29 protein-coding genes are annotated in these 24,802 nt (G+C 42.8%); 24 read left to right on the forward strand and 5 right to left on the reverse strand.

Annotated elements, in window-relative coordinates:
• Nucleotides 1–4 precede the first annotated feature (4 nt).
• The 19 genes from BTO28_RS06765 (at nucleotide 5) to BTO28_RS06855 (ending at nucleotide 16,799) form a co-directional block, all read left to right on the forward strand.
• A complete protein-coding gene (locus BTO28_RS06765; protein ID WP_076764770.1) occupies nucleotides 5–331 on the forward strand; it encodes a hypothetical protein in 327 nt (108 codons plus the stop codon).
• A 49-nt stretch (nucleotides 332–380) separates the two neighbouring features.
• Nucleotides 381–674 (forward strand): YabP/YqfC family sporulation protein, encoded by a 294-nt coding sequence (locus tag BTO28_RS06770; RefSeq protein ID WP_076764771.1) that lies wholly within the window; start codon nucleotides 381–383, stop codon nucleotides 672–674.
• A complete protein-coding gene (locus tag BTO28_RS06775; protein ID WP_076764772.1) occupies nucleotides 667–1,791 on the forward strand; it encodes a sporulation protein YqfD in 1,125 nt (374 codons plus the stop codon). Before BTO28_RS06770 ends, BTO28_RS06775 begins: the two co-directional genes overlap by 8 nt.
• A 25-nt stretch (nucleotides 1,792–1,816) precedes the next feature.
• On the forward strand, nucleotides 1,817–2,806 hold the full coding sequence (locus BTO28_RS06780; protein WP_076764773.1) for a PhoH family protein: 990 nt from the start codon (nucleotides 1,817–1,819) through the stop codon (nucleotides 2,804–2,806).
• Nucleotides 2,790–3,260 (forward strand): rRNA maturation RNase YbeY, encoded by a 471-nt coding sequence (gene ybeY, locus BTO28_RS06785; protein ID WP_076764774.1) that lies wholly within the window; start codon nucleotides 2,790–2,792, stop codon nucleotides 3,258–3,260. The genes BTO28_RS06780 and ybeY overlap by 17 nt, the downstream gene beginning before the upstream one ends.
• The gene (locus tag BTO28_RS06790; protein WP_076764775.1) at nucleotides 3,238–3,615 is read left to right on the forward strand and encodes a diacylglycerol kinase family protein; all 378 of its coding nucleotides are present in this window, start codon (nucleotides 3,238–3,240) and stop codon (nucleotides 3,613–3,615) included. Before ybeY ends, BTO28_RS06790 begins: the two co-directional genes overlap by 23 nt.
• Nucleotides 3,616–3,629: 14 nt before the next feature.
• Nucleotides 3,630–4,028: a cytidine deaminase gene (locus BTO28_RS06795; protein WP_076764776.1), complete on the forward strand. Its 399-nt coding sequence runs from the start codon at nucleotides 3,630–3,632 to the stop codon at nucleotides 4,026–4,028.
• Entirely contained in the window at nucleotides 4,021–4,929 is a 909-nt protein-coding gene (era, locus tag BTO28_RS06800; RefSeq protein ID WP_076764777.1) for a GTPase Era, read from the forward strand. Before BTO28_RS06795 ends, era begins: the two co-directional genes overlap by 8 nt.
• A 24-nt stretch (nucleotides 4,930–4,953) precedes the next feature.
• Nucleotides 4,954–5,733, forward strand: a complete 780-nt coding sequence (gene recO, locus BTO28_RS06805) for a DNA repair protein RecO (RefSeq protein ID WP_076764778.1) — start codon at nucleotides 4,954–4,956, stop codon at nucleotides 5,731–5,733.
• Nucleotides 5,734–6,014: 281 nt separating this feature from the next.
• Nucleotides 6,015–6,905, forward strand: coding sequence for a glycine--tRNA ligase subunit alpha (gene glyQ / locus BTO28_RS06810; protein WP_076764779.1), 891 nt, complete (start codon nucleotides 6,015–6,017; stop codon nucleotides 6,903–6,905).
• A complete protein-coding gene (glyS, locus tag BTO28_RS06815) occupies nucleotides 6,898–8,970 on the forward strand; it encodes a glycine--tRNA ligase subunit beta (protein ID WP_076764780.1) in 2,073 nt (690 codons plus the stop codon). The genes glyQ and glyS overlap by 8 nt, the downstream gene beginning before the upstream one ends.
• A gap of 100 nt (nucleotides 8,971–9,070) precedes the next feature.
• Nucleotides 9,071–9,709, forward strand: coding sequence for a helix-turn-helix transcriptional regulator (locus tag BTO28_RS06820; protein WP_076764781.1), 639 nt, complete (start codon nucleotides 9,071–9,073; stop codon nucleotides 9,707–9,709).
• 21 nt (nucleotides 9,710–9,730) lie between these two features.
• Nucleotides 9,731–10,543 (forward strand): pyruvate, water dikinase regulatory protein, encoded by an 813-nt coding sequence (locus tag BTO28_RS06825; protein ID WP_076764782.1) that lies wholly within the window; start codon nucleotides 9,731–9,733, stop codon nucleotides 10,541–10,543.
• Nucleotides 10,544–10,787: 244 nt separating this feature from the next.
• A complete protein-coding gene (gene dnaG, locus BTO28_RS06830) occupies nucleotides 10,788–12,602 on the forward strand; it encodes a DNA primase (RefSeq protein WP_076764783.1) in 1,815 nt (604 codons plus the stop codon).
• A gap of 35 nt (nucleotides 12,603–12,637) precedes the next feature.
• Entirely contained in the window at nucleotides 12,638–13,762 is a 1,125-nt protein-coding gene (rpoD, locus tag BTO28_RS06835) for an RNA polymerase sigma factor RpoD (RefSeq protein ID WP_076764784.1), read from the forward strand.
• Between the two features lie 98 nt (nucleotides 13,763–13,860).
• The gene (locus tag BTO28_RS06840) at nucleotides 13,861–14,394 is read left to right on the forward strand and encodes a hypothetical protein (RefSeq protein ID WP_076764785.1); all 534 of its coding nucleotides are present in this window, start codon (nucleotides 13,861–13,863) and stop codon (nucleotides 14,392–14,394) included.
• A gap of 127 nt (nucleotides 14,395–14,521) precedes the next feature.
• On the forward strand, nucleotides 14,522–14,893 hold the full coding sequence (gene cccA / locus BTO28_RS06845) for a cytochrome c550 (RefSeq protein WP_076764786.1): 372 nt from the start codon (nucleotides 14,522–14,524) through the stop codon (nucleotides 14,891–14,893).
• A gap of 93 nt (nucleotides 14,894–14,986) precedes the next feature.
• A complete protein-coding gene (locus tag BTO28_RS06850; RefSeq protein ID WP_076764787.1) occupies nucleotides 14,987–15,703 on the forward strand; it encodes a tRNA (adenine(22)-N(1))-methyltransferase in 717 nt (238 codons plus the stop codon).
• Entirely contained in the window at nucleotides 15,681–16,799 is a 1,119-nt protein-coding gene (locus BTO28_RS06855) for a Nif3-like dinuclear metal center hexameric protein (RefSeq protein WP_076764788.1), read from the forward strand. Before BTO28_RS06850 ends, BTO28_RS06855 begins: the two co-directional genes overlap by 23 nt.
• Nucleotides 16,800–16,829: 30 nt before the next feature.
• On the opposite strand, the gene BTO28_RS06860 is transcribed toward BTO28_RS06855, so the two are convergent.
• On the reverse strand, nucleotides 16,830–17,786 hold the full coding sequence (locus BTO28_RS06860; protein WP_076764789.1) for a 4-hydroxy-3-methylbut-2-enyl diphosphate reductase: 957 nt from the start codon (nucleotides 17,784–17,786) through the stop codon (nucleotides 16,830–16,832).
• Nucleotides 17,787–17,849: 63 nt separating this feature from the next.
• Complete coding sequence (vrrA, locus tag BTO28_RS06865) at nucleotides 17,850–18,257, reverse strand: VrrA/YqfQ family protein (RefSeq protein ID WP_076764790.1); 408 nt, start codon at nucleotides 18,255–18,257, stop codon at nucleotides 17,850–17,852.
• 141 nt (nucleotides 18,258–18,398) lie between these two features.
• On the opposite strand from vrrA, the gene BTO28_RS06870 reads away from it, so the two are divergent.
• On the forward strand, nucleotides 18,399–19,712 hold the full coding sequence (locus BTO28_RS06870) for a DEAD/DEAH box helicase (RefSeq protein ID WP_083711351.1): 1,314 nt from the start codon (nucleotides 18,399–18,401) through the stop codon (nucleotides 19,710–19,712).
• 15 nt (nucleotides 19,713–19,727) lie between these two features.
• Complete coding sequence (locus BTO28_RS06875) at nucleotides 19,728–20,630, forward strand: deoxyribonuclease IV (protein ID WP_076764792.1); 903 nt, start codon at nucleotides 19,728–19,730, stop codon at nucleotides 20,628–20,630.
• On the opposite strand, the gene BTO28_RS06880 is transcribed toward BTO28_RS06875, so the two are convergent.
• Nucleotides 20,620–20,886 (reverse strand): DUF2624 family protein, encoded by a 267-nt coding sequence (locus tag BTO28_RS06880; protein ID WP_076764793.1) that lies wholly within the window; start codon nucleotides 20,884–20,886, stop codon nucleotides 20,620–20,622. The two genes, BTO28_RS06875 and BTO28_RS06880, sit on opposite strands and share 11 nt — an antisense overlap.
• Before the next feature lie 109 nt (nucleotides 20,887–20,995).
• Here BTO28_RS06880 and BTO28_RS06885 point away from each other — a divergent pair, with 109 nt between their 5' ends.
• The 3 genes from BTO28_RS06885 to BTO28_RS06895 are packed head-to-tail and all read left to right on the forward strand — an operon-like array spanning nucleotide 20,996 to nucleotide 23,041.
• Nucleotides 20,996–21,760 carry a metal ABC transporter ATP-binding protein gene (locus BTO28_RS06885; RefSeq protein ID WP_076764794.1) on the forward strand — a complete coding sequence of 255 codons (765 nt, stop codon included), beginning with the start codon at nucleotides 20,996–20,998 and terminating at the stop codon, nucleotides 21,758–21,760.
• Between the two features lie 13 nt (nucleotides 21,761–21,773).
• The gene (locus tag BTO28_RS06890; RefSeq protein ID WP_076764795.1) at nucleotides 21,774–22,604 is read left to right on the forward strand and encodes a metal ABC transporter permease; all 831 of its coding nucleotides are present in this window, start codon (nucleotides 21,774–21,776) and stop codon (nucleotides 22,602–22,604) included.
• A 23-nt stretch (nucleotides 22,605–22,627) separates the two neighbouring features.
• A complete protein-coding gene (locus BTO28_RS06895) occupies nucleotides 22,628–23,041 on the forward strand; it encodes a Fur family transcriptional regulator (RefSeq protein ID WP_076764796.1) in 414 nt (137 codons plus the stop codon).
• Nucleotides 23,042–23,067: 26 nt separating this feature from the next.
• Here the strand turns inward: BTO28_RS06895 and BTO28_RS06900 are convergent, their stop codons facing one another.
• Both BTO28_RS06900 and ispG read right to left on the reverse strand, forming a co-directional pair.
• Nucleotides 23,068–23,673 carry a hypothetical protein gene (locus BTO28_RS06900; protein WP_083711355.1) on the reverse strand — a complete coding sequence of 202 codons (606 nt, stop codon included), beginning with the start codon at nucleotides 23,671–23,673 and terminating at the stop codon, nucleotides 23,068–23,070.
• Entirely contained in the window at nucleotides 23,673–24,773 is a 1,101-nt protein-coding gene (gene ispG / locus BTO28_RS06905) for a flavodoxin-dependent (E)-4-hydroxy-3-methylbut-2-enyl-diphosphate synthase (protein ID WP_076764797.1), read from the reverse strand. The genes BTO28_RS06900 and ispG overlap by 1 nt, the downstream gene beginning before the upstream one ends.
• Nucleotides 24,774–24,802: the final 29 nt, after the last annotated feature.

Below are 24,802 nucleotides of genomic sequence, written 5' to 3' on the forward strand. Positions count from 1 at the left end.
TGCAATGGAAGGACTTATATTAGCCATCATTGCCGGCTTGATCTCTATGTTTTTTAATAAAGAAAAAAATAAAGATAAAAAACGGGCCCCAAAAAAAGGGGAGCAGCATGAAAAAAAGTTGGCGGAAAAAGCAGAAAAGAAAGTAAAAGAGCTGTCCGATCATCCTCCTATCCCAAAACCGGTTCAAATAAGCGAACAAAGACAGCCGCGTCCGCGCAAACCGGTATCACCTCCAATAAAAGGTGCTGAAGAATGGTCCGATCAAGATTTCTTGAGAGGGATTATATTATCTGAAGTACTTGGTCCGCCAAAATCAAAGCGCAAAAAGTGATGAATGCCTCTTTCTTTTCATACGATATGAAAAGAAAGGGGCGTTTTTTATGAGAAGGAGAGATGGTGCTGCGTTTATCAGCAAATTGGCCGGGCTTCCTGAAGATGTGACCGGCCATGTGCCACGAATGACGATAATCGGAAATAAGCAGATATTGATTCATCATCCTGAAAGACTGGAACAATTTACGGATCAGGATGTCCTCATTAAACTGCCTGAAGCGAAGATAAGAATAACAGGTAAATTACTAGAAGTAAAAGAGTTAATGCCTTCAGAAATTGTCGTTGAAGGAACCATTACAAATGTTCAATTTGAGACGAAACAGGGGAAATGTTTTGGCTAATCTTTTTTTGTCGGGTGCAGTGACAGTTGTTGTTTCAGGTCCGGAAGCTTCATTGTTTCCCGGCAGGCTGCATGAGTGCGGAGCTGTCCTTGTTCACATTCATTACGAAAAAGAAGACATCATTCGCTTTCAAATGCCTGTTCGTCATCTCGGTCTGCTGCGAAAAGAAGCACGTCATTTTAAAGGAAAAGTTCGTCTGGAAAAAGGGACGGGCTTGCCGTTTCTTTTGCGTAGGATGATAGAAAACTATACTTTTTTGTTGTGTAGTATTTGCTTTTTTTTCATTATCGTTCTCCTTTCAGCAATGATTATTCGGATTGATGTAACAGGAGCTGATGTACAGACAGAAAAGCAGATCAGAGCTTTTTTAAAAAAAGAAGGAATTCGTGAAGGTGCCATACGGTTTGAGCGGGTCAATGAACAGGAGTTGTCACAAAACATTTTATTACACGTACCGAATGTCACTCGATTTTCACTTAAAAAAAGCGGCGTCGTTTACAAAGCAGACGTTTCTTTGAGTAAACAACAAAAAGAAACGGCCTCAGACAGACGTCATTTATATGCTTCTAAAGCGGGTGTCATTCACGACTTGTTTGTTGAGTATGGTGAAACAAAAGCGAGACGAGGAGAATTTGTTGAAAAAGGTGAAAGGCTGATTAAAGGCTCAAAAAAACATCCGGCACGCGGCACCGTAACAGCGGAGACGTGGTATAAAGTAACAGTAACAGCGGGGAATGACAAGCTGTTGACAAGGAGCGGTAAAAAAAGACTGAATGTGTATGTTTCATTGGGTGATAAAGAATATGTCCTGTGGAAACCATCTTCATTGCGCAAGCCATTTCAGTCCGAGGAGCACCGATATGAGCTTCATTTTTTCTCTTATACATTGCCCTTCTCGATCCTTACGGTGACTGATTATGAGGTAGAGAAAATAAACACGGTGGAAACAGAGGAGGAAATGCAAAGAAGAGCAATTCAGACAGCCCGGACAGCTATGATGATGCGCCTCCCTGAAAAGGCTCGTATTCAAGGCGAAAACGTTTTACAGAAGCGGGTTGATAATGGTAAAGTTAAAATGATTATACACTTCCAAGTACTTGAAAATATTGCAAACTAACCTGTCAACTAAGGAGAATCAGTGAATGCAGGAAGAAATAAAGTCAGCAGCCGTCGCAATTGGCGACCAAAATGAAACGATATTATTATTCGGAGTATCCGACCGTAATTTAACGATTATGGAAGAAGAATTTCATGTCTCCATTGTCACACGCGGGGAAGCGGTTCATATCTCCGGACCGGCGGATAACGTTGAAAAGGCCCGTATTGTGGTCGAGCAGCTTCTGGCAGTCATTCGCAAGCAAATAAACATTAGTGAACGTGATGTGATCAACGCCGTTCAAATGGCAAAAAACGGTACGATTGAATATCTTGATGAGTTATACGAAGAAGAAATTACGAAAAATGCCAAAGGAAAATCGATTCGTATTAAAACACTCGGACAGCGTGATTATATAGAAGCGATTCGCAGCCATGATCTAGTCTTCGGAATCGGTCCAGCCGGCACAGGGAAAACGTATCTTGCAGTTGTCATGGCCGTCCGTGCACTTAAGAACAGCCGGGTAAAACGTATTATATTAACACGCCCGGCCGTAGAAGCAGGCGAAAGTCTTGGTTTTTTGCCAGGTGATTTAAAAGAAAAAGTTGATCCGTACTTACGTCCGCTATATGATGCATTACATGACGTTCTTGGTGCAGAACATACGGAACGGATGATTGAACGGGGTACAATTGAAGTTGCACCTCTTGCATACATGCGCGGCAGGACACTTGATGATGCATTTGTTATTCTTGACGAGGCACAAAATACGACGAATGCACAAATGAAAATGTTTTTAACACGGCTTGGTTTCGGATCAAAGATGGTCATTACCGGTGACCGGACGCAAATTGATTTGCCGAAAGGAGCAGTATCAGGGCTTGTTTCGGCAGAGCGGATATTGGAAAACACGAGCGGTATTTCTTTTATTTATCTTAATCAAAATGATGTTGTCCGGCATCCACTCGTGGCGAAAGTCATTAATGCATATGAAAAAGCGGAAAAAGGAGACGACAAGAATGGCACTCGACGTTGATTTTCTCGATGAAACGAACAGTCTGGCAGAGGACGCGGCGAAGCTGTCAGAGACTCTCCTCCAGCTTGCAGCAGAAAAAGAAAACATTCCGGATGGCAGTGAAATTTCCGTAACGTTCGTAACCAATGACCGTATTCAAGAAATTAACCGTGAATATCGCGATAAAGACGCACCTACAGATGTCATCTCCTTTGCTTTGGAGGAAATGGGTGAAGACGAAGTGGCCATTACAGGAGCCGATATGCCGCGTGTCCTTGGTGATATTATCATTTCAATTGAACGCGCAAAGGAACAGGCTGAGGATTACGGACACTCATTTGAGAGGGAGCTGGGCTTTTTAACGGTACACGGATTTCTTCATTTGCTTGGATATGACCATATGACTGAAGAAGACGAAAAAGAAATGTTTGGCCGGCAAAAAGAGATTCTTGATGCGTTTGGACTCGAAAGATAAACGAACGCTTAGCGTAGGAAGGCTCAAGTCTTCATTCCGGTTTGCCGGAAACGGATTGAAATGGGCTTGTTTAGAGCCGAATTTGCGTATTCATATCGCTGCCGGTGCCTTTGTATCGGCAGCTGGTTTTATTTTCTCGCTCACCCGTATAGAATGGTGCATCATCATTCTCGTTATGGCAGGAATGATGGCTCTTGAAATCGTTAATACAGCGATTGAGAAAACCGTTGATCTCGTCACAGAAGAATACAAGCCGCTCGCTGGTATGGCGAAAGATCTTGCTGCCGGTGCTGTTCTGTTATATGCCTGTGCAGCAGTCGTAATCGGATTGTTTATATTTATCCCGAAATTATAATAGAGGTGATCGGTATGGATCAGCAGCGATTAATTGAAGAAGCGAAAAGAGCGCGTGAACGTGCTTATGTCCCTTATTCAAAATTTAAAGTGGGTGCCGCGCTGCTTTCAAAAGACGGCCGTATTTTTGGCGGGTGCAATATTGAAAATGCAGCATATAGCGTAGTAAACTGTGCCGAACGGACGGCTATCTTTAAAGCGTGGTCAGAAGGAGTAACAGAATATGCGGCTGTTGCAGTAGTGGCAGATACAAAACGGCCTGTACCGCCTTGCGGTGCGTGCCGCCAAGTTCTATCAGAACTTTGTCCGCCAGATATGACCGTTATTTTAACTAATTTAGAAGGCGACGTGCAGACGCTCACCGTAGCGGAACTACTGCCGGGTGCTTTTTCACCGGAGGATTTGAATGAGTAATACAGCGTATAAATCAGGATTTATTTCGATAATTGGCCGTCCAAATGTCGGCAAATCAACCTTTTTAAACCGTGTAATCGGCCAGAAAATTGCCATTATGAGCGATAAACCGCAAACAACACGTAATAAAGTACAAGGTGTGTACACTACGGATGCATCGCAGTTAATTTTCATTGATACACCTGGTATTCATAAGCCGAAGCATAAGCTCGGTGATTTCATGATGAAAACCGCAACGAACACATTAAAAGAAGTCGATCTTGTTTTGTTTATGATCAACGCGGAAGAAGGATTTGGCCGCGGAGACGAATTTATTATTGAAAAGCTGAAAGGCGTAAAAACACCAATTTTTCTCGTCATTAATAAAATAGACCGGATCCATCCGGACAAATTAATGCAGCTTATTGAACAGTATAAGGACTTGCTTGATTTTGCGGAAATTGTTCCAATCTCTGCACTAGAAGGCAATAACGTTGACCGTTTACTTGATCAAATAGAAAAACTCCTTCCGGAAGGGCCACAATATTATCCGGCTGATCAAGTAACCGATCATCCAGAGCGGTTTATTGTATCGGAATTAATCCGTGAAAAGGTCCTTCACTTAACAAGGGAGGAAGTGCCTCACTCCATTGCTGTTGTAATCGACAAAATTGCAAAACGTGATGAAAAAGACGTGATTGATGTAATGGCTACAATTGTTGTTGAGCGTGATTCTCAAAAAGGAATCGTCATTGGCCGAGGGGGTTCCCTTCTTAAAGAGGTTGGGAAACGGTCGCGTCATGACATTGAAAACTTGCTTGGATCTAAAGTGTTCCTTGAGCTGTGGGTGAAGGTGCAAAAAGACTGGCGCAATAAAGCATCCAATTTACGAGACTTTGGCTTTAAAGAAGACGAGTATTAATGGTCCGCATGAGGGGTTGAGATCATGCTTGAAAAATGGGAAGGCATTGTACTTCGGACAAATGACTATGGTGAAACGAATAAGATCGTGACCATGTTTACACGTGAAAAAGGAAAAAAAGCGGCTGTAGCAAGAGGCGCAAAGAAAACAAACAGCCGCTTATCTGGTGTAACGCAGCCGTTTACCCATGGATTTTTTCTTGTGCAGGGAGGCCGCGGCCTCGGCACGATGCAGCAAGGGGAAGCCCTTTCATCGATGCGGCACATTCGAGAAGATTTAACGAAAACAGCTTATGCAGCCTATATCGTTGAATTGACAGACAGAACGACAGAAGACGGTGAAACAAATCCATATTTATTTCATTTGCTCCAAAAAAGCCTTGATTACATAAATGAAGGTGCCGACGCGGCGATTGTGACGAACATATTTGAAATGAAAATGCTCTCGCAAGTTGGTTTGCGTCCAGAGATGTCTGCCTGTGCGGTGTGCGGGGAAACGGAAGGGAAGTTTGGCTTTTCAATCCGGGAAAACGGACTAATTTGCCACCGCTGCTTTGAGCACGATCCACACTTTTTGCCGCTGTCACAAGTCTCGCTTCGTCTCCTACGTTTATTTTATTTTTTTGACCTTGAACGGCTCGGAAATATTGATGTAAAGGAAGCGACAAAAAAAGAACTCCGTGCTGCGATTTCCATGTATTATGATGAATATGCCGGCCTGTATTTAAAATCGCGCCGTTTTTTGGAGCAGATGGAACGAATGGATCACGTTTTTAGTGTGAAGGAAGAGTCGGATGATGATTGACAAAAGTTCATTTTTGGATTACTTTTTAATAGATAAAAGCAAATAGTCACTGCAATGAAGGAAAAAAGTACGCGATGTATTCTTTCTTAGCGAACCCGGGATAGTGGAAGCCGGGGAAAGAACAGCGCTGAATAGGCACTCTGGAGCAGATCAATGTAAAAAAAGCGGCCGGTTTTCAGGCAAGTAGGGTGGAACCGCGGGCAAATATGACCCGTCCCTATGTACACAACATTGTTGTACATAGGGACGGGTTTTTTGTTGAAAAAAAGGAGGAAAAAGACATGAATATTCAAGACATGATTTTGACGCTGCAAAAGCACTGGTCTGATCAAGGCTGTATCTTAATGCAGGCGTATGATGTAGAAAAAGGCGCGGGGACAATGAGTCCTTATACATTTCTACGCGCGATTGGACCTGAGCCATGGAATGTGGCATACGTGGAACCAAGCCGTCGTCCGGCAGATGGACGCTATGGTGATAATCCAAACCGTCTTTATCAGCATCATCAGTTCCAGGTTATCATGAAGCCATCGCCTGACAACATTCAGGAGCTTTACCTTGATTCATTAAAAGCACTTGGGATTGATCCTTTAGAGCACGATATCCGCTTTGTTGAAGACAACTGGGAAAATCCATCACTCGGCTGTGCAGGCTTAGGCTGGGAAGTGTGGCTTGACGGTATGGAAATTACCCAGTTCACATACTTCCAGCAAGTTGGAGGCCTTGAGTGCAAGCCGGTATCTGTTGAAATTACATATGGTATCGAACGACTTGCTTCTTATATCCAAGAAAAAGAAAACGTCTTTGAATTAGAGTGGACGAACGGATTTACGGTGCATGACATTTTTTATCAGCCGGAATTTGAACATTCTAAATATACATTTGAAACATCTGACCCAGACATGCTATTTAACCTATTTGGTGTTTATGAAAAAGAAGCAAAACGCCAAATGGATGAAGGGCTCGTTCACCCGGCATATGATTACGTATTGAAATGTTCCCATGTCTTTAATGTTCTGGATGCACGGGGAGCAATTTCTGTCACAGAGCGCACAGCTTATATTGGCCGGATGCGTAATCTTGCCCGTCAGGTTGCAAAAACATTTTATGATGAGCGGGAAAAATTAGGCTTCCCGATTTTAAATCGGAAAGGGGATGCAGACCATGAATAACCAGCATTTATTGCTTGAAATTGGATTGGAAGAAATGCCGGCTCGTTTTGTCACGCAGTCAATGAATCAGCTTGGCGAAAAAGTCGGCAAATTTTTAACGGAACAAAACATTGAATTCGGCGGCATACAACTTTACTCTACACCCCGCCGCCTTGCAGTCATTGTCAAGGACGTTTCAGAAGCTCAAAAAGACATTAACGAAGAAGCAAAAGGCCCAGCTAAAAAAATTGCTCTATCAGAAAATGGAGATTGGTCAAAAGCAGCTGCCGGCTTTGCCAAAGGACAGGGAATGTCTGTTGAGGATATATTCTTTAAGGAATTGAACGGAATTGAATATGCTTACGTTAATAAGTTTGTAAAAGGCCGTCACACAGCAGATCTATTGCCTTTATTAAAAGAAGTTGTCCTGAATTTAACATTTGGTAAAAATATGCGCTGGGGCAGCAGCGACATTCGCTACGTCCGCCCAATCAAATGGGTAGTTGCGCTGTTTGGTTCAAACGTGATTCCGTTCGAGCTTGCGGGTGTACAAACAGGAAACGTGACGACAGGGCATCGTTTTCTCGGGAAGACGGCGAATGTTTTAGACGCTTCTTCATATGAGGACACGCTGCGGAAGCAATTTGTTATTGCAAATCCCGATGAACGCCGCAAATTAATTTTAGATGGTTTAAAGAAACTTGAAACAGAAAACAATTGGGCCATTCCTGTGGATGAATCTCTTCTGGAAGAAGTAAACAATCTCGTTGAATTTCCAACGGCTTTATTCGGTTCTTTTAACGAAGAGTTTCTTGCGCTGCCTGAAGAGGTTCTTATTACATCCATGAAAGAACATCAGCGGTATTTCCCGGTGAAAGATGCGGATGGTACATTACTGCCGTATTTTGTGACGGTGCGCAACGGGAATGACTACGAGATTGACAAAGTAGCACGTGGAAATGAAAAAGTCTTGCGTGCCCGTCTTGCGGATGCCGATTTCTTTTATAAAGAGGATCAAAAAGCAAACATAGATGATCTCGTGAAAAAGCTTGAAAAAATCGTTTATCATGAAAAAATCGGAACACTTTCTGAGAAAGTAGCCCGTATACGCCGTATTTCTGCTGCACTTGGTAACTTGACTCATGTGTCAGAAGAAGTAAAAGCAGCGGCAGACCGTGCGGCGCAAATATGTAAATTTGACCTTGTGACGCAAATGGTATACGAATTCCCTGAACTACAAGGAGTGATGGGCGAAAAGTATGCACGTCAAAAAGGCGAAAAAGAAGAAGTGGCTGCAGCGATAAACGAACATTACAAACCCCGCTTTGCAGAAGACACGGTTCCATCGTCTGAAACAGGAGCCCTTGTCAGTCTGGCGGACAAGCTGGATACGATAACGGCATGCTTTGCAGTCGGGATTATTCCAACGGGGTCACAAGATCCGAATGCACTTCGCCGCCAGGCAGCCGGAGTAGTACAGACAATGATGGAACATAACTGGAACGTTCCGCTTGAAGACGTGATTGGGACAGCAGTAAAAGAAATTCTACAAGACGGTGTTGGAGAGAAAGACACGGATACATTGCAAAAGGAAATGATTGCATTCTTTATGCTTCGTGTAAAACACATCCTGCAGGAAAAAGGGATCCGCTATGACATCATTGATGCCGTTCTTGCAAAAAATGGCGGAACGTTAAAAGAAACAGAAGAAGCTGCTTCAGTATTAATGAACCACAAAGAGGACGATGATTTTAAAGAAACGATTGAAGCACTCAGCCGCGTCGTGAATATTTCTAAAAAGGCAGAAGGCAGCCATAATGTAGATACTTCACTTTTTGAAAATGACGAAGAAAAGCAGCTGCACCTTGCATACACAGAACTTGAAAAATCATGGAATAAAGCTGATTCTATGGAAGCACGATATGTTCTTCTTGAAGGACTAAAACCAATGATTGAACAATATTTTGATAACACAATGGTTATGGCAGAAGATGAAAAAGTGAAGCAAAACCGTCTGGCTTTCATGAGCCATCTGGCACATTATATTCTGAAGTTCGCTGATGTTCCGGCAGTTTTAGTAAAATAAAACGGCTCTTCCTGCACTGCCCGGTGTGTATTTTGCTAAAATAGTATATAATAATGAATAAATCGTATAACACATTGGAAACAGGATTTATTTTGACAGGGTGGTGAGGACAATCGAGCTGAATAAACGGCAGGAAAAAATACTGGAAATCGTTAAAGGAAATGGACCGATTACCGGTGAAAATATAGCGGAACAACTCAATTTAACCCGGGCGACTTTGCGTCCTGACCTGGCTATTCTTACAATGGCAGGGTTTTTGGATGCACGTCCCCGCGTTGGCTATTTTTATACAGGAAAATCCGGGACACAGCTCCTTACAGAAAATTTAATGAAGCTGTACGTGCGTGATTTTCAGGCAGTGCCTGTTGTCGTAAAAGAGCAGTCAACCGTGTACGAAGCAATCGTGACAATGTTTCTGGAAGATGTCGGTACACTTTTTGTGGTCGATGATTCCGTTTGTTTATCGGGTGTTTTATCGCGGAAAGATTTACTTCGTGCCAGCATCGGCCAGCAGGATTTAAATACATTGCCGGTCAATGTCATTATGACGCGTATGCCAAATATTGCAGTGTGCGAAAAAGATGATTTGCTTATAGATGTGGCGAAAAATTTGCTCGAAAGACAAATCGACTGTGTACCAGTTATCAAAAAGACAGCTAAAGGGTTTGAGGTAACAGGGCGTGTAACGAAAACAACGATCTCTAGAGCGTTTGTGTCATTAACAGATGATGATCATTAACAGGAAGGCGGCAAAAAATACGTGAACGATCCAATTATTTATATCGTATCCGACTCGGTTGGTGAAACAGCTGAGCTCGTAACAAAAGCAGCACTCAGCCAGTTTAGCGGCCCACACGCGGTCATTAAGCGTTTTCCTTATGTAGAAGATCCGTCACATATTGATGAAGTCGTTAGTATGGCGAAGGAAGATAAAGGAATTGTGGTTTACACGCTCGTTAAACCAGAAATCCGACGTTATATGGTCGAAGCTGCGGGTTCGGAAAATATAAAAGTGTTCGATTTGATCGGCCCGCTAATGGATCAGCTTGAATCTATGTATTCGATGGAACCATTTTTTGAACCAGGTCTTGTCCGGCGTCTTGATGAAGAGTATTTCAAAAAAGTGGATGCGATTGAGTTTGCAGTAAAATACGATGATGGACGTGATCCACGTGGTTTGTTGAAGGCTGACATCATTTTAATCGGCGTGTCCCGCACATCGAAAACACCATTGTCACAATTTCTTGCCCATAAAAGGGTGAAAGTGGCGAATGTACCGATCGTGCCGGAAGTTGATCCGCCAGAAGAGTTGTTTTCAGTGCCGAAAGAAAAATGCATCGGACTTAAAATCAGTCCGGATAAACTAAATCAAATCCGCCGAGAACGACTTATTTCGCTCGGTCTTGATGACAGTGCGAGTTATGCAGATCTTGAGCGAATAGAAAAAGAACTGACATATTTTGAGGATATAACAGCCCGTATCGATTGTGAAGTCATTGATGTCACGAACAAAGCCGTCGAAGAGACGGCCAACATTATTATGAGCATGTATCGCGGTCGAAAAAGTACATAATCATTCGATTATGTACTTTTCATTTTCATAAAAATGTTCTATAATAAAAAATTGTGATAAAAATGTGATCAAAACAGGTTTAGACCCCCCTTCAAAAGAATAAACTAAGTATGTAAATCGATATTGATGGGGTCTATTTTGCACGAAATGTTCTTTTTTTAAACGAACTTTCGTTTGAAAGAAGGATTATAATTAAGCGTGTAGAATAAATAAAAAATACGATTTTACAGCTGGTGATAAAAACATGGCAGGAAGAATTCCCGAAGAAACAATTCAGCAAATTAAACAGGGAGTTGACATTGCCGATGTAATTGGCGATTATGTACAGCTAAAAAAGCAGGGGCGAAACTATTTTGGTCTCTGTCCATTTCATGGAGAAAATTCGCCTTCTTTTTCTGTCTCGCCTGAAAAGCAAATTTATCATTGCTTCGGGTGTGGTGCAGGTGGAAATGCGTTTACTTTTTTAATGGAAATTGATCAAATTCCTTTTCAAGAAGCCGCCGCCAGACTTGCCGATCTTGCGGGTGTCACACTTGATATTTCTCCTTCACAAACCATTCAGCCGTCAAAATCGAATGAGTATGCTGACTTTCTAGAAGCTCATGCGCTTATGGCGAAGTTTTATCGGCATCTTTTATTGAATACAAATGAAGGCAATGAGGCGCTTCACTACTTGCATGAACGCGGATTTACTGATGAAGACATTGACCGTTTTCAAATCGGCTGGTCATTGCCGCAGAACGAATTTAGCCTAAATGTATTACAAAAACGCGGCTTTGATCCTGCTCGAATGGAAGAGGCTGGGCTTTTGCTGAAAAAAGAAGAAACCGGTCGTTATTATGATCGTTTTCGCGGGCGGATCATGTTTCCAATTCATGATGAAAGAGGGAACGTCGTCGGCTTTTCAGGACGCGGCCTCGAGAATGTGCAGCCAAAGTACCTTAATTCTCCGGAAACCGCGTTGTTCCATAAAAGTAGTCTTCTGTACAACTTTCACGTTGCCAAAACAGCAATTAAGCGGCAAAAACAGTTTATTTTGTTTGAAGGATTTGCGGATGTAATTGCCGCTGTACGTGCCGGCTTTGATCAGTCTGTTGCCGTGATGGGAACTTCACTTACAGAGGAACATGTCCGTCTGTTAAAAAAAATTGCAAATGAAGCAATTATTTGTTATGACGGTGATAATGCCGGATTAAATGCAGCATATAAAGCTGCTGACATGCTAGATAAAAACGGCATATCTGTAAATGTAACAATGCTGCCAGATGGTCTGGACCCTGATGAGTTTATAAAACGAAATGGGCACGAATCATTTGCGGCATATGTGAAAGATGCTTCGCTAACATTAATGGCATTTAAGATGGAATATTTCAAGCGTGGGAAAAATTTGCGGGAGGACTCGCAGAAATTCCGCTATATTGAAGATGTTCTTGTGGAAATTGCTGGTTTAAAAAAAGCTGTAGAGCGCGATCATTATTTACGGAGGCTGGCGGATGAGTTTTCCTTATCACTGCAGGCATTGCAGGAGCAGGAAAAAGCGTTATTCTTGAAAAAAAGAGCAGACCAGCCCGGCCGTAAAGAAGAACTGAATAAACATGGCGTCGTTTTGAAGGCAAGACCGGTAAAGCAGTATCCCCGACATGAAACAGCGGAGCGGCGGCTGCTTGCTCATATGCTGAACAGCCCGGATGTCGCTGAGCGTGTCCGTGTCATGATGCAGGGTGAATCGTTTACGATTGATGAGCATCAGGCACTTTATACGTACCTATTAGGGTATTATGAACAAGCGGATGAACCAGATACCGCATCATTTTTAACCGTGCTGACTGATGAGCAGCTGCGCAGGCTTGCCGTTGATATCAGTTTGATGACGGTAAACGGCGAGCCAGGCGAAGAAGAGTTACTGGATTATGTAAAAGAAATAAATAAACAGCGCCGCCGCTTTGAAATTGAAGAGAAAAAAAGAGAGCGGGATGAAGCTGAAAAACGACATGATTATGTAGGTGCTGCACGTATTTTAAATGACATTATAGCGATTGAAAAATCGCTTACCCGTTAAAAGTTACGGCCAGGATGCTGGAAGGAGGGGGACTTATGACTGAAAAGTCAACACGTTCCAAAGAAACTGAATTGACACTTGATAAAGCAAAAGAACTCATTATTGAAACCGGTAAAAAGCGCGGTGAATTAACATACAATTATGTGGCGGATAAACTGGCTTCATTTGAAGTGGACTCCGGGCAAATTGATGAATTTTATGAATCGCTTACCGAACAGGGCATTGACCTGGTTGATGAAGAAGAAAGCAGTGAAGGCGATCCAAATATTCAAGAACTCGAAAAGGAAAGTGAAGAGTTCGATTTAAATGATTTGAGTGTGCCGCCAGGGGTGAAAATAAACGATCCCGTCCGTATGTACTTGAAGGAAATCGGCCGTGTTGATTTATTGTCAGCCCAGGAAGAAATTGAACTTGCCCATCGTATAGAAGAAGGCGATGAAGAAGCAAAGCGGCGTCTTGCAGAAGCAAACCTGCGTCTGGTGGTCAGCATTGCTAAACGCTACGTTGGCCGTGGGATGCTGTTCCTTGATTTAATTCAGGAAGGGAACATGGGTTTAATTAAAGCCGTTGAAAAATTCGACTACCGTAAAGGATTTAAATTCAGTACGTACGCAACTTGGTGGATTCGCCAGGCCATTACACGTGCGATAGCCGATCAGGCACGGACCATCCGTATTCCTGTTCATATGGTCGAAACAATTAATAAGCTGATCCGGGTGCAACGCCAGCTTCTACAAGACTTAGGCCGTGAACCGGCACCGGAAGAAATTGCTGAAGAGATGGACTTAACGCCGGAAAAGGTACGGGAAATTTTAAAGATTGCCCAGGAGCCGGTTTCACTTGAAACGCCAATTGGTGAAGAGGACGATTCCCATCTTGGCGACTTTATTGAAGATCAAGAAGCGACTTCACCTTCTGAACACGCAGCGTATGAACTGTTAAAAGAACAGCTGGAAGACGTTCTGGATACATTGACTGATCGGGAAGAGAACGTTCTTCGCCTCCGCTTTGGCCTTGATGATGGACGGACCCGAACACTTGAAGAAGTAGGGAAAGTATTTGGTGTTACCCGCGAGCGGATCCGCCAAATTGAAGCGAAAGCACTTCGGAAATTGCGTCATCCGAGCCGTAGTAAACGACTAAAAGATTTTCTCGAATAAATGAACGCCGGGCTATGTCCCGGCTTATTTTTATGTTGTAAAAAAGAAGGACATTGTTCTTTCGTCACGAATATTAATAAATTGAGGTGTGACGCAAGATGAAAAAAGAAAAAAAAGAAATTATCATTAATGAAATATTGGTCTGGAAAGATAATCATATGCTGCCGCCGCATTATTGCGATTATTTGCTGGCACTATACACACAGGGTGAAGAATATACAGAGTCAGGAAGGCGAGCAAGAACCCGGCGAGTCCACTTAACAGCCGCATTGATTGCCGCTATGCTCTTGCCAATCGCTGTATTTGTCCTTTATTTTACGGAATTGTCATTCATTTTGCAAACAGTGATTTTGACAAGTTTTGTCGGATTGCTGTTGCTGCTAGCTATGTATTTTTCCCGAAAAAAAATACTCGCCCCGTTGTTGTTTTTAGGCGCTGCTGTTCTGCTATTACTGCTATCATTGGAGTTAAATACACATTTTTTTGAAGGAAATGCCATTTCATTATACGGGATTTTATTTTTTAATTGCCTCCTTTGGTTTTATACCGGAATGAAGTTAAGGCTTCTATATTTTTCGATTTCTGCTGTATTCGGTTTTATTGTCATTCTTTTCTTTTTAATTAGGGGATAAATGTGTCTAAATTGCGACAGACAGGAAAAATCTTGTACGTAAGCCTTTTCGTGAACTCATTTGTCAGGTAAAATAATAGGTGTTTATACTTTTAGCTTGATATGTATACATAAAGGGAGGGTAAACAATGAATCGTAATCCGATCATTCCATTTTTACTGATCGCGGTATTCGGCCTCGGTTTGATGTTCTTCCTGTCACTTGATGGACTAGACAACGCTAAAGAAGTGGCAGAAGAGGAAAAACAGGGTGAAGAAGGCGGAGAATCAGCTGCAGGTGGAGAATTTGATCCTGAAGGTCATTATCAATCTTCGTGCATCGGCTGTCATGGCAGCAGCTATGAGGGCGGCGCAGGTCCGGCTCTTAAAGGAGTTGGTGAAAAGCTTTCTCAAGAAGAAATTCAAGATGTTCTTGTGAATGGGCGTGGCTCAATGCCGCCGGGTCTAGTTCCAGCTGAAAACGCTGAAGCAATGGCTGCATGGGTAGCGGAAATTAAATAATCAATAAAAGAGGTCTTTGCACACTGCAAAGACCTCTTATTTCATTCGTTATGGTAAAATGAACGGGAAATTATAAAAAAAGCGGTGAAAAAAATGAACAGTAATCAATTATCGAAGCGATTAGAAATAGTGGCTTCTTTCATTCAACCGGCAGACTCATTTGCCGATATTGGATCTGACCATGCTTATTTGCCGTGCTATGCCGTGAAAAAGGGCATTGTGAGCCGTGCAGTAGCTGGTGAAGTAGTAGACGGCCCTTTTAAGTCAGCTAAGCGCCAGGTGGCGTCAGAAGGTCTTTCAAAACATATCGATGTAAGAAAAGGAAATGGCCTGGCGGTACTTGAGCCGGGGGAAGTAGAATGTGTTACGATTGCTGGTATGGGCGGTCCCCTAATTGCCTCGATTTTAGAAGATGGTGTGGATAAGCTGCAAGGTGTTACCAAACTCGTTCTGCAGCCAAATATCGCATCACATTCTGTCCGAACATGGCTTGATTCAAATGGCTGGATGATTGATGACGAAGCCATTTTGGAAGAAGACGGTCAGCTATATGAAGTGATTTCTGCTATATCCGGATTAAAAGGGAGGCTGACAGAACAAGAAATCTATTTCGGTCCGATTTTAATAGATAATCAAAACGATGCATTCCGGTTAAAATGGCAGCGTGAACTTGAACAAATTGAACAGGTGCTCAAACAGCTGTCAGAGGCAAAAGACAGTGAAAGTGCGGCACGTAAAAAAGAAGAAATGCTGAAAAAAAAGCAATGGATAAAGGATGTGCTGGAAATTGAAAACACCGAACGGTCATGAGGTTATCCAATTATTTGAACAATTTTCCCCTAAATCATATGCTGTAGAAGGAGACAAAATTGGGCTGCAGGTTGGACGTCTGAATAAGCCTTGCAAACGGGTTATGGTTGCGCTTGATGTACTGGAAAGTGTCGTTGATGAAGCAATTGCCGAACAAATTGATTTAATCATTGCCCATCATCCAATCATTTATCGTCCACTTGCTTCAGTGTTAACAGAACAGCCTGCAGGACGTCTCATTGAAAAGCTCATAAAACATGATATCGCCGTTTATGCAGCGCATACGAATCTTGATGTGGCGAAAGGCGGTGTTAATGATATGCTGGCAGGCGCGCTCGGTCTTGAAAAAACAAATGTGCTTGTGCCAACTTATGAGGAATCTTTGAAAAAACTCGTCGTTTTTGTACCGGAAAGCCATGCCGATACGCTTCGTAATGCGCTCGGAAAAGCAGGTGCCGGTTTCCTCGGAAATTATAGCCATTGCTCGTTTTCACACTCAGGAACAGGACGTTTTCAGCCGGAGGAAGGGGCTGATCCGTTTATAGGCAATATTGGTATAGTAGAAGCTGTTTCTGAAGAGCGGATTGAAACAATCTATCCGGCTCGCTTGGAGAAAAAAATATTGTCCGCCATGTTGAAAACACACCCTTATGATGAAGTAGCTTATGACATATTACCGCTCCATAATAAAGGCGAGTCGCTTGGTCTTGGCCGGATCGGTTATTTGCCTGAAGAGATGACGCTTGAGCAATTTGCCCGTCATGTGAAAGAGAGCCTTGAATCTGGCGGTGTGCGAGTTGTCGGTGACCTTACTCGATCTGTAAAAAAAGTAGCGGTGCTTGGTGGAGACGGCAATAAATACTGGCGTGATGCACAAAGGCAAGGGGCAGATGTGTATGTAACTGGTGATTTTTACTATCATACAGCACAAGACGCCGATGCAGAAGGACTGGCAGTCGTTGATCCAGGGCATAATGTAGAGAAAATCATGAAAAAAGGAACGGCGGTCTATTTAAGTGAGATGGCAAAAGCGAAAAAGTTCGATGTAAAATTCTTTGCCTCAACGACACCGACTGATCCCTTTCAATTTATATAAAAAGCAGATCCGGTTTGCCGGATCTGCTTTTTAACGTGATGTTAAAGTTGATTTTTTTACTTTCGGCAATATTTTATTAAGCGGTACTTTCCGTTCACGCATCCACGTAGATTCGTCATCTAGATTAAATGCTTCTAAAAATTGAATGACTTCTTTCACAATCGGCGTCGGGGTAGAGGCACCGGCAGTCACCGCAACTGTTTTTGCATTTTTCAGCCAATCTATTTCGATTTCTGAAACATCAGATACACGGTATGCCGTCGTTCCTGCAATTTCAATTGATACTTGCGCCAGACGGTTTGAGTTGTTGCTTTTCGGATCCCCGACAACAATTAACACATCTGCATCACCGGCCTGCTCGGCAACAGCTTCCTGCCTGACTTGTGTTGCGAGACATATCTCTTTATGCATTTCAGCATGGGGATATTTTTTCTGGATCGCTTCCATAATATCCATGACATCCCACTGGCTCATTGTTGTCTGATTCGTCACGATTATGTGGTCGCTATCGATTGTTAATGCCTGTACATCTGCCGTATTTTCTACGAGATGGACAATTTCAGGTGCGACTCCGACGGCGCCTTCCGGTTCGGGATGCCCTTTTTTTCCGATATAAATCACGTGATAGCCTTCCGCTTTTTTCGTGCGGATTAAATCGTGTGTTACCGTTACATCCGGACAAGTGGCATCAATCGTGGTTAAGTTTTTTTTCCGGGCGATTTCCCTTATTTCCGGTGAGACACCATGCGCTGTATATATAATTGTCCCTTCATTGACCTGTTCGATGATTTCTTTCCGATTTTTTCCATCCAACGTTATGATGCCTTCTGCTTCAAATGCATCTGTCACATGTTTGTTATGGACGATCATACCGAGAATATAAATCGGTCGCGGGAGTGTTTTATCGAGAGCGGCGTTCCGGGCAATAACCATCGCATCAACGACACCGTAACAGTAACCGCGTGGTGAAATCTTTATAATTTCCATGTAATAAGCCTCCTCGTTCTTCTCTTTTCTATTATAAAGGAGGAATCCTAGAAAACAAAGTATTCAACGATCGCGTCCGGGAAACCATGGTGTCGATTCAAATGTCTCTTCTCTTCTTGCTTTTCTTTTTTCTTCACTTTTGATTTCTTTTTTCACTTCTCTTTTTACAACGCTTTTCGTTTCATTCGGCTCCCGGGAAGGCCGTTCATCTTGATCCTCAGAGTCCGGTGATGATCGAACAGCACGGTACAGTTTCCACATAGCGGGCAAATTTTTCACGTACGGACCATATTGTTCTATAAGCGGCTTCATCTGCTCGGCCGCAACCATTACCTGGCGAGCCTGTTCAAGCCAGTTCCCTGTTGACTTCGGTGAAGCCGTTGGAATAGATGGAATAGTCGGAACAGATCGTCGGGGAGGATATGGGTAATAAGGACGCCGGCCAAAATTTGGAGCATGTCGATGCAACAAAACAGTCACCCTTTCCTTTTTCTCTATCATATTCAAAAGTGGACGTGGCTGTGAAGGGAAGGAGACTTTGCTTTATCGCTTCATTTAGTATATCATCATAACGTGCATAAACTTTTGATCATGAAAGGGTGGAGAAGCCCCGTGGCAAACCATACATTTGAACAATACGGATTAAAACCGTTTATTTATAAAGGAATAGAGGCACTTCGTTTTACTGAACCGACACCGATTCAGCGCAATATGATCCCTCTTATCTTAAAAGGGGAGAGTGCCATTGGACAGTCTCAGACAGGAACAGGTAAAACACATTCCTACGTATTGCCTATTTTAAACCGAATTGATGTGAATAGAAAAGATGTTCAGGCTGTCGTTACAGCACCGACACGTGAACTTGCAACTCAAATTTATCAGGCGTTTCAAAAAATCGCTAAAGAATCAGAAGAAGAAATTACGGTACGTCATTTTGTCGGAGGAACAGATAAAAAGCGAGACGTTGAGCGTTTAAAAACCCCTCCACATATTATGATCGGAACACCAGGGCGCATCGCTGATTTAATACATGACAACGCGGTTTCAGTTCATAAGGCAGAGATGCTCATCGTCGATGAAGCGGATTTGATGCTTGATATGGGCTTTATTAATGATGTTGACCGGATCGCATCAGGAATGCCGGAAAAACTTGGAATGTTCGTTTTCTCAGCGACAATACCAGAAAAGCTTAAACCATTCTTGAAAAAGTATATGGAAAACCCGGAATACGTTCATATTGAACCGAAACGTGTCTCCGCGGCGAATATCGATCATTTACTCATCCCGGCGAAAAGCAGGGACAAAATCGATGTGGTGCATGAATTGCTTCTGGCATTTAATCCATATCTTGCTGTTGTGTTCACAAACACGAAGCAAAAAGCGGATGAAGTAGCCGACAAACTTTCTGAAAAAGGATTGAAAACGGGCCGTATCCACGGTGATTTAGCGCCACGTGAACGAAAAAAAATGATGAAGCAAATTCACGATTTAGAGTACCGATACATTGTCGCGACAGATCTAGCTGCACGGGGAATTGATATAGAAGGAGTAAGTCATGTGATCAACTATGAGCTTCCATCTGATCTTGACTTTTATATTCATAGAGCTGGGCGGACAGCGCGTGCCGGGGCATCGGGAATTTGCGCAACAGTGTATATGCCTTCCGATGAGGATTCACTGGCAAAGCTTGAAAAACGTGACATTACATTCAGCAACGGAGATGTTCAGAACGGCGAAATGGTTAAAACAGCTGACCGGAACCGCCGTAAAAAGAGAGAGAAAAAAGACGACGTCGTAAACCCTAAAGTAAGGGCTTTGACGAGCCGTCCACAAAAAGTAAAGCCGGGTTACAAGAAAAAGCGTAAAGCAGAAGTAGCGAAGATTGAAAAGCGGCAGCGCCGCATTGATGCCCGGAATAAAAAGTAACAGGGAGTTTATAGAATGTTAAAAATTGGATCTCATGTATCAATGAGTGGTAAAAAAATGCTGCTCGGAGCAAGTGAAGAAGCTGTTTCATACGGTGCAACGACATTTATGGTCTATACTGGCGCACCTCAAAACACGCGCCGAAAACCGATTGAAGACTTAAATATTGAAGCGGGGCTTCGCCATATGGAATTGAACGGTATTCAGGATATTGTCGTTCATGCACCGTATATTATTAACCTTGGGAATACAACGAAGCCAGAAACGTTCAAACTTGGCGTCGATTTTTTAAAAATGGAAATTGAACGATCTAGCGCGGTCGGTGCGCATCAAATTGTACTCCATCCTGGTGCCCATGTTGGAGCGGGCACAGAAGCCGGGCTTAAAAAGATAGCCGAAGGCCTGAATGAAGTCTTGTCGAATGATCAAACGATTCAAATCGCGCTTGAAACGATGGCCGGTAAAGGAACTGAATGCGGCCGGAGATTTGAAGAGATTGCCATGATCATGGATATGGTTCACGAAAACGACAAATTATCTGTTTGCTTTGATACATGTCATACACATGATGCAGGGTATAATATTAAAGAGGATTTTGACGGTGTACTGGATCAATTTGACCGTATTATCGGCATTGAACGCTTGAAAGTTCTGCATATTAACGACAGCAAAAATGAGCGCGGCGCCGGGAAGGATCGTCATGAAAACATTGGGTTCGGTCATATCGGTTTTGACGCGTTAAATTATATTGTGCACCATCCACAGCTCACAAACATACCGAAAATACTTGAAACGCCGTACATCGGTGAAGATAAAAACACAAAAAAACCGCCATACCTTCATGAAATCGCGATGCTGAAAGCGAAGACATTTGATGAAGGAGTGCGGGGAAAAATTCAGGCAGGTATTACAGTTTAAGAAAGTGTTTATATGGACGGAGTATGTCTTCCAGAACAGCCGCTTCTTTCTTGCCAAGAATGCGTTCAGCTGTTTGGAACAGCTCTGTCCGTTTTTGTTCAGAAAAGATATCTACTTGATGGGTTGAAAGCCATTCAATGAATTCATCTGCTTGCCTATCGTTAACCGCCACCCGAAATCTCGCGGCTTGCTCAAGAAGTTCTTTTTTCGTGATGTTTTGGACGCGCTTATTTACCAAATCATGAAGTGGCTGCATTCTCATTCTCCTTTCTTTACTCAACTTCATTTACTTGACAGCCTTCATCCTGTATACTTTACTATATTTAAATCGTAATCATTCTTACTGTTAAAGGAGTCACATTAAAATGGAACAAAAGACCGTCATCAACATTCGCGACGTGAGTTTCAGGTATGACCGCGAAAATGTTCTGGAGCACATTAACTTGTCAGTGCCGCAGGGAGCGTTTGTCGGTCTCGTTGGTCCTAATGGGTCGGGAAAATCAACACTCTTAAAAATTATTCTTGGATTATTAAAAGTAAAGGAAGGGAAAGTTGAGTTATTTGGCATCCCGCAGCATAAATTTAAAGACTGGGACCAGATTGGTTTCGTTTCGCAAAAAGCAAACTCATTCAATACTGGCTTCCCGGCGACCGTTTTTGAGGTCGTCATGGGTGGATTGGCAAAAAAAATAGGCATTTTCCGGCGTCCTCGTCAAAACGAAAGAGAAGCGGTTGAAAAAGCGGTAAAAGCTGTTGGCATGGAACCCTATTTAAAACGAAATATCGGAGATTTATCCGGCGGACAGCAGCAGCGTGTTTTTATTGCAAGGGCGATCGTCTCCAATCCGTCCATATTAATTTTGGATGAGCCCACAGTTGGAGTGGACAGCCAAAATGTCGAGTCTTTTTATCATATGCTTACGTATTTAAATAAAGAACTGGGGATGACATTACTGCTCGTGACGCACGATATCGGCACGATTTCCGACAAAGTTACACATGTAGCTTGTTTGAATAAGTATTTGCATTTTCACGGAAGTATGAAGAAATTTATTCAGCTGGATGAGCAGGAGTTATCTCATTTGTACGGGCACGGGATCCGGCTGCTCGATCATCATCACGATCATTGAAGGGAAAATAGATATGATTGAAGCAATTTTTCAATACGAATTTTTACAAAATGCATTTTTAGCAGGAGCAATTATTGGGATCATTGCTCCACTTCTAGGCGCTTTTATTGTCGTCCGGCGGCTATCGCTCATTGCGGATGCATTAAGCCATGTCACACTGTCAGGTATTGCTGCAGGTCTATACCTTGGACAAGCAGTGCCTTCATTTGGTGCGGTTAATCCTCTTTATTTCGGAATGATCTTTTCAATCGGAGGATCCCTTTTAATTGAGCGGCTTAGAAGTGTCTATAAACACTATCAGGAGCTCGCGATTCCTATTATGATGTCGGGCGGAATTGGTGCTGGTGTTATTTTTATTTCTCTTGCTGACGGATTTAATACTGATCTATTTAGTTATTTATTTGGCAGTGTCAGCGCGGTAAGCAGGGGAGACTTATTTGCAGTCATGGCCATTAGTGTCATTGTACTATTGACAGTCTTTCTTTTATACAAAGAGCTGTTTATTTTATCGTTTGACGAGGAATACGCTAAAGCATCCGGCATTCCATCAAAGGCTGTTCACTTTGCATTTATCATTTTAACTGCACTGGTCATTGCAGTGTCGATGAGGATCGTAGGAATCCTGCTCGTCTCGTCCCTTATGACGCTTCCAGTGGCAGCAGCGATGCGGATTGCCAAAGGGTTTAAGCAGACAATCTGGCTGTCTGTCCTGTTCGGTGAAACAGCTGTTCTCGTCGGGCTCTTCAGTGCTTTTTATCTTGATCTTGCACCGGGTGGCACAATTGTGGTCACATCGATCATTTTGCTGCTTGTTATTATTATGTGGAAAAAAGAGAGGAACTGAACTGAACGGAAGGAGACTGCATCATGAATATGACAAAAGCCATTGAAATATTAAAAGAAAAAGGCTATAAACAAACGGGAAAAAGAGAAGAGATGCTGGCACTTTTTGCTCGTCATGATAAATATTTAACAGCAAAAGATGTGCTTGAAGAAATGAAAGAAGATTATCCTGGTCTGAGCTTCGATACAATCTATCGGAATTTGGCGTTGTTTGCTGAAATGGATATTTTAGAAGAAACAGAATTGTCAGGGGAGCGTCATTTCCGCTTTGCCTGCTCTCACAACCATCATCATCATCATTTTATCTGCTTAGCATGCGGGAAAACGAAAGAAATATATATGTGCCCAATGAATGAGATGGAGGAATTGTCTGGCTGTGAAATTACGGGTCATAAATTTGAAGTGTATGGACAATGTAAGGAATGTATAAAACCGTGATCAAGATAAATCTTGATCACGGTTTTTTACGTACGCGCTAGTGGGACAATTTCTTTTGTTTTGCACCATTGATTTACCCAAGAATCCGCTTCATACCAGTTATTCACCCGAATCACATTTTTCGGGATCGGATCCTGGTTATACGGTGTGTTAAACAAAATAACTGGGATACACAACTCTTCGGCGAGCATTACGGCATTATCATGTTTATCTTCAAAAAAGATATCGACTTCATATTGTTTTGCGGCTTCCAATTTATTGTGGGAACCGATTAATTCGATATGATCATAATGGATGCTCTTATCTTTAAACCACGTTTCGGTAATGTCAAATAAATGCTGCCGACGAGCGCTGATAAACAACAAATGAAATTGATGCTGCCATTTTGATAAAACCGCGCCAGCACCTTCTGCCAGAGGAGAAGACGCATAAATTTCAGGTTCTGTTTTATCAAACCAGTCTCGCATTTTATCCGGGGGAATATTGAGTGCTTCAGACAAGTCGTACTTTTTTATATCCTCTAAGGTAATGTTTAAGGAAAACGCATCATTGATAAATGGAACGAGGCTGGTCGGACACGTTACCGTTCCATCGATATCAATGCCAAACCGCTTTTCTTTCAATTTTTTCACTATTCAACAGCAAGTGCCTGCTTACGGTAATGTTCTTCCGCAATCAAGTCAATTTCTTTCTTTAGTTCTTCGACCATTGTTTCTTCCGGCACTTTTCGTACCGTTTTTCCTTTGCGGAACAAAAGACCTTCCCCACGGGCACCGGCAATTCCGATATCCGCTTCACGAGCTTCACCAGGGCCATTAACGGCACAACCGAGTACGGCAACCTTAATCGGTGCTTTAATTGTAGAAATGTAGTCCTCCACTTCGTTCGCAATCGAAATTAAATCAATTTCAATCCGGCCGCATGTAGGACAGGAAATCAGCGTGGCAGCATTTGCAGCAAGCCCGAATGACTTTAACAACTCTCTAGCGACTTTCACTTCTTCTACAGGATCGGCACTTAATGAAATACGAAGTGTGTTCCCGATTCCTTTGCTTAAAATAGCTCCAAGTCCGGCGGCACTTTTTACTGTTCCAGCAAATAACGTGCCGGATTCAGTGATGCCTAGATGAAGAGGGTAATCGAAAGCCTGTGCAGCTTTTTCATAAGCTTCAATGGCCAAATTCACATCGGACGCTTTCATTGAGACGATAATGTCATGGAAATCGAGGTCTTCTAAAATTTTAATATGGTGCAGGGCGCTTTCAACCATGCCATCCGCAGTAGGATATCCATATTTCTCTAAAATTTTGCGTTCCAAGCTTCCGGCGTTAACGCCAATACGGATCGGCACACCTTTCGCTTTTGCTGCGTTGACAACAGCTTCTACTTTTTCCCGCCGGCCGATGTTACCCGGGTTAATCCGAATTTTGTCGACGCCCGCTTCGATTGCTTTTAATGCAAGTTTATAATCAAAATGAATATCCGCAACGAGAGGAATGTTAATCCGGCTTTTAATTTCAGCAAGGGCATCAGCCGCGCGCTCATCCGGACAGGCAACACGGACGATCTGGCAGCCGGCTTCTTCAAGTCGGTTAATTTCCGCTACTGTTGCTTCTACATCGTGTGTTTTTGTTGTGGTCATGCTTTGAATCACGACTTCATCGTTGCCGCCTATGGTCAAGTTGCCAACTTTGACGGGACGGGTCTTCGTGCGGTGGGTGATTTCACTCAATGGTGATTCGCTCCTTTAAAATTAATCTA

The sequence above is a fragment of the Domibacillus epiphyticus genome, assembly GCF_001975785.1.
GTDB lineage: Bacteria > Bacillota > Bacilli > Bacillales > Domibacillaceae > Domibacillus > Domibacillus epiphyticus.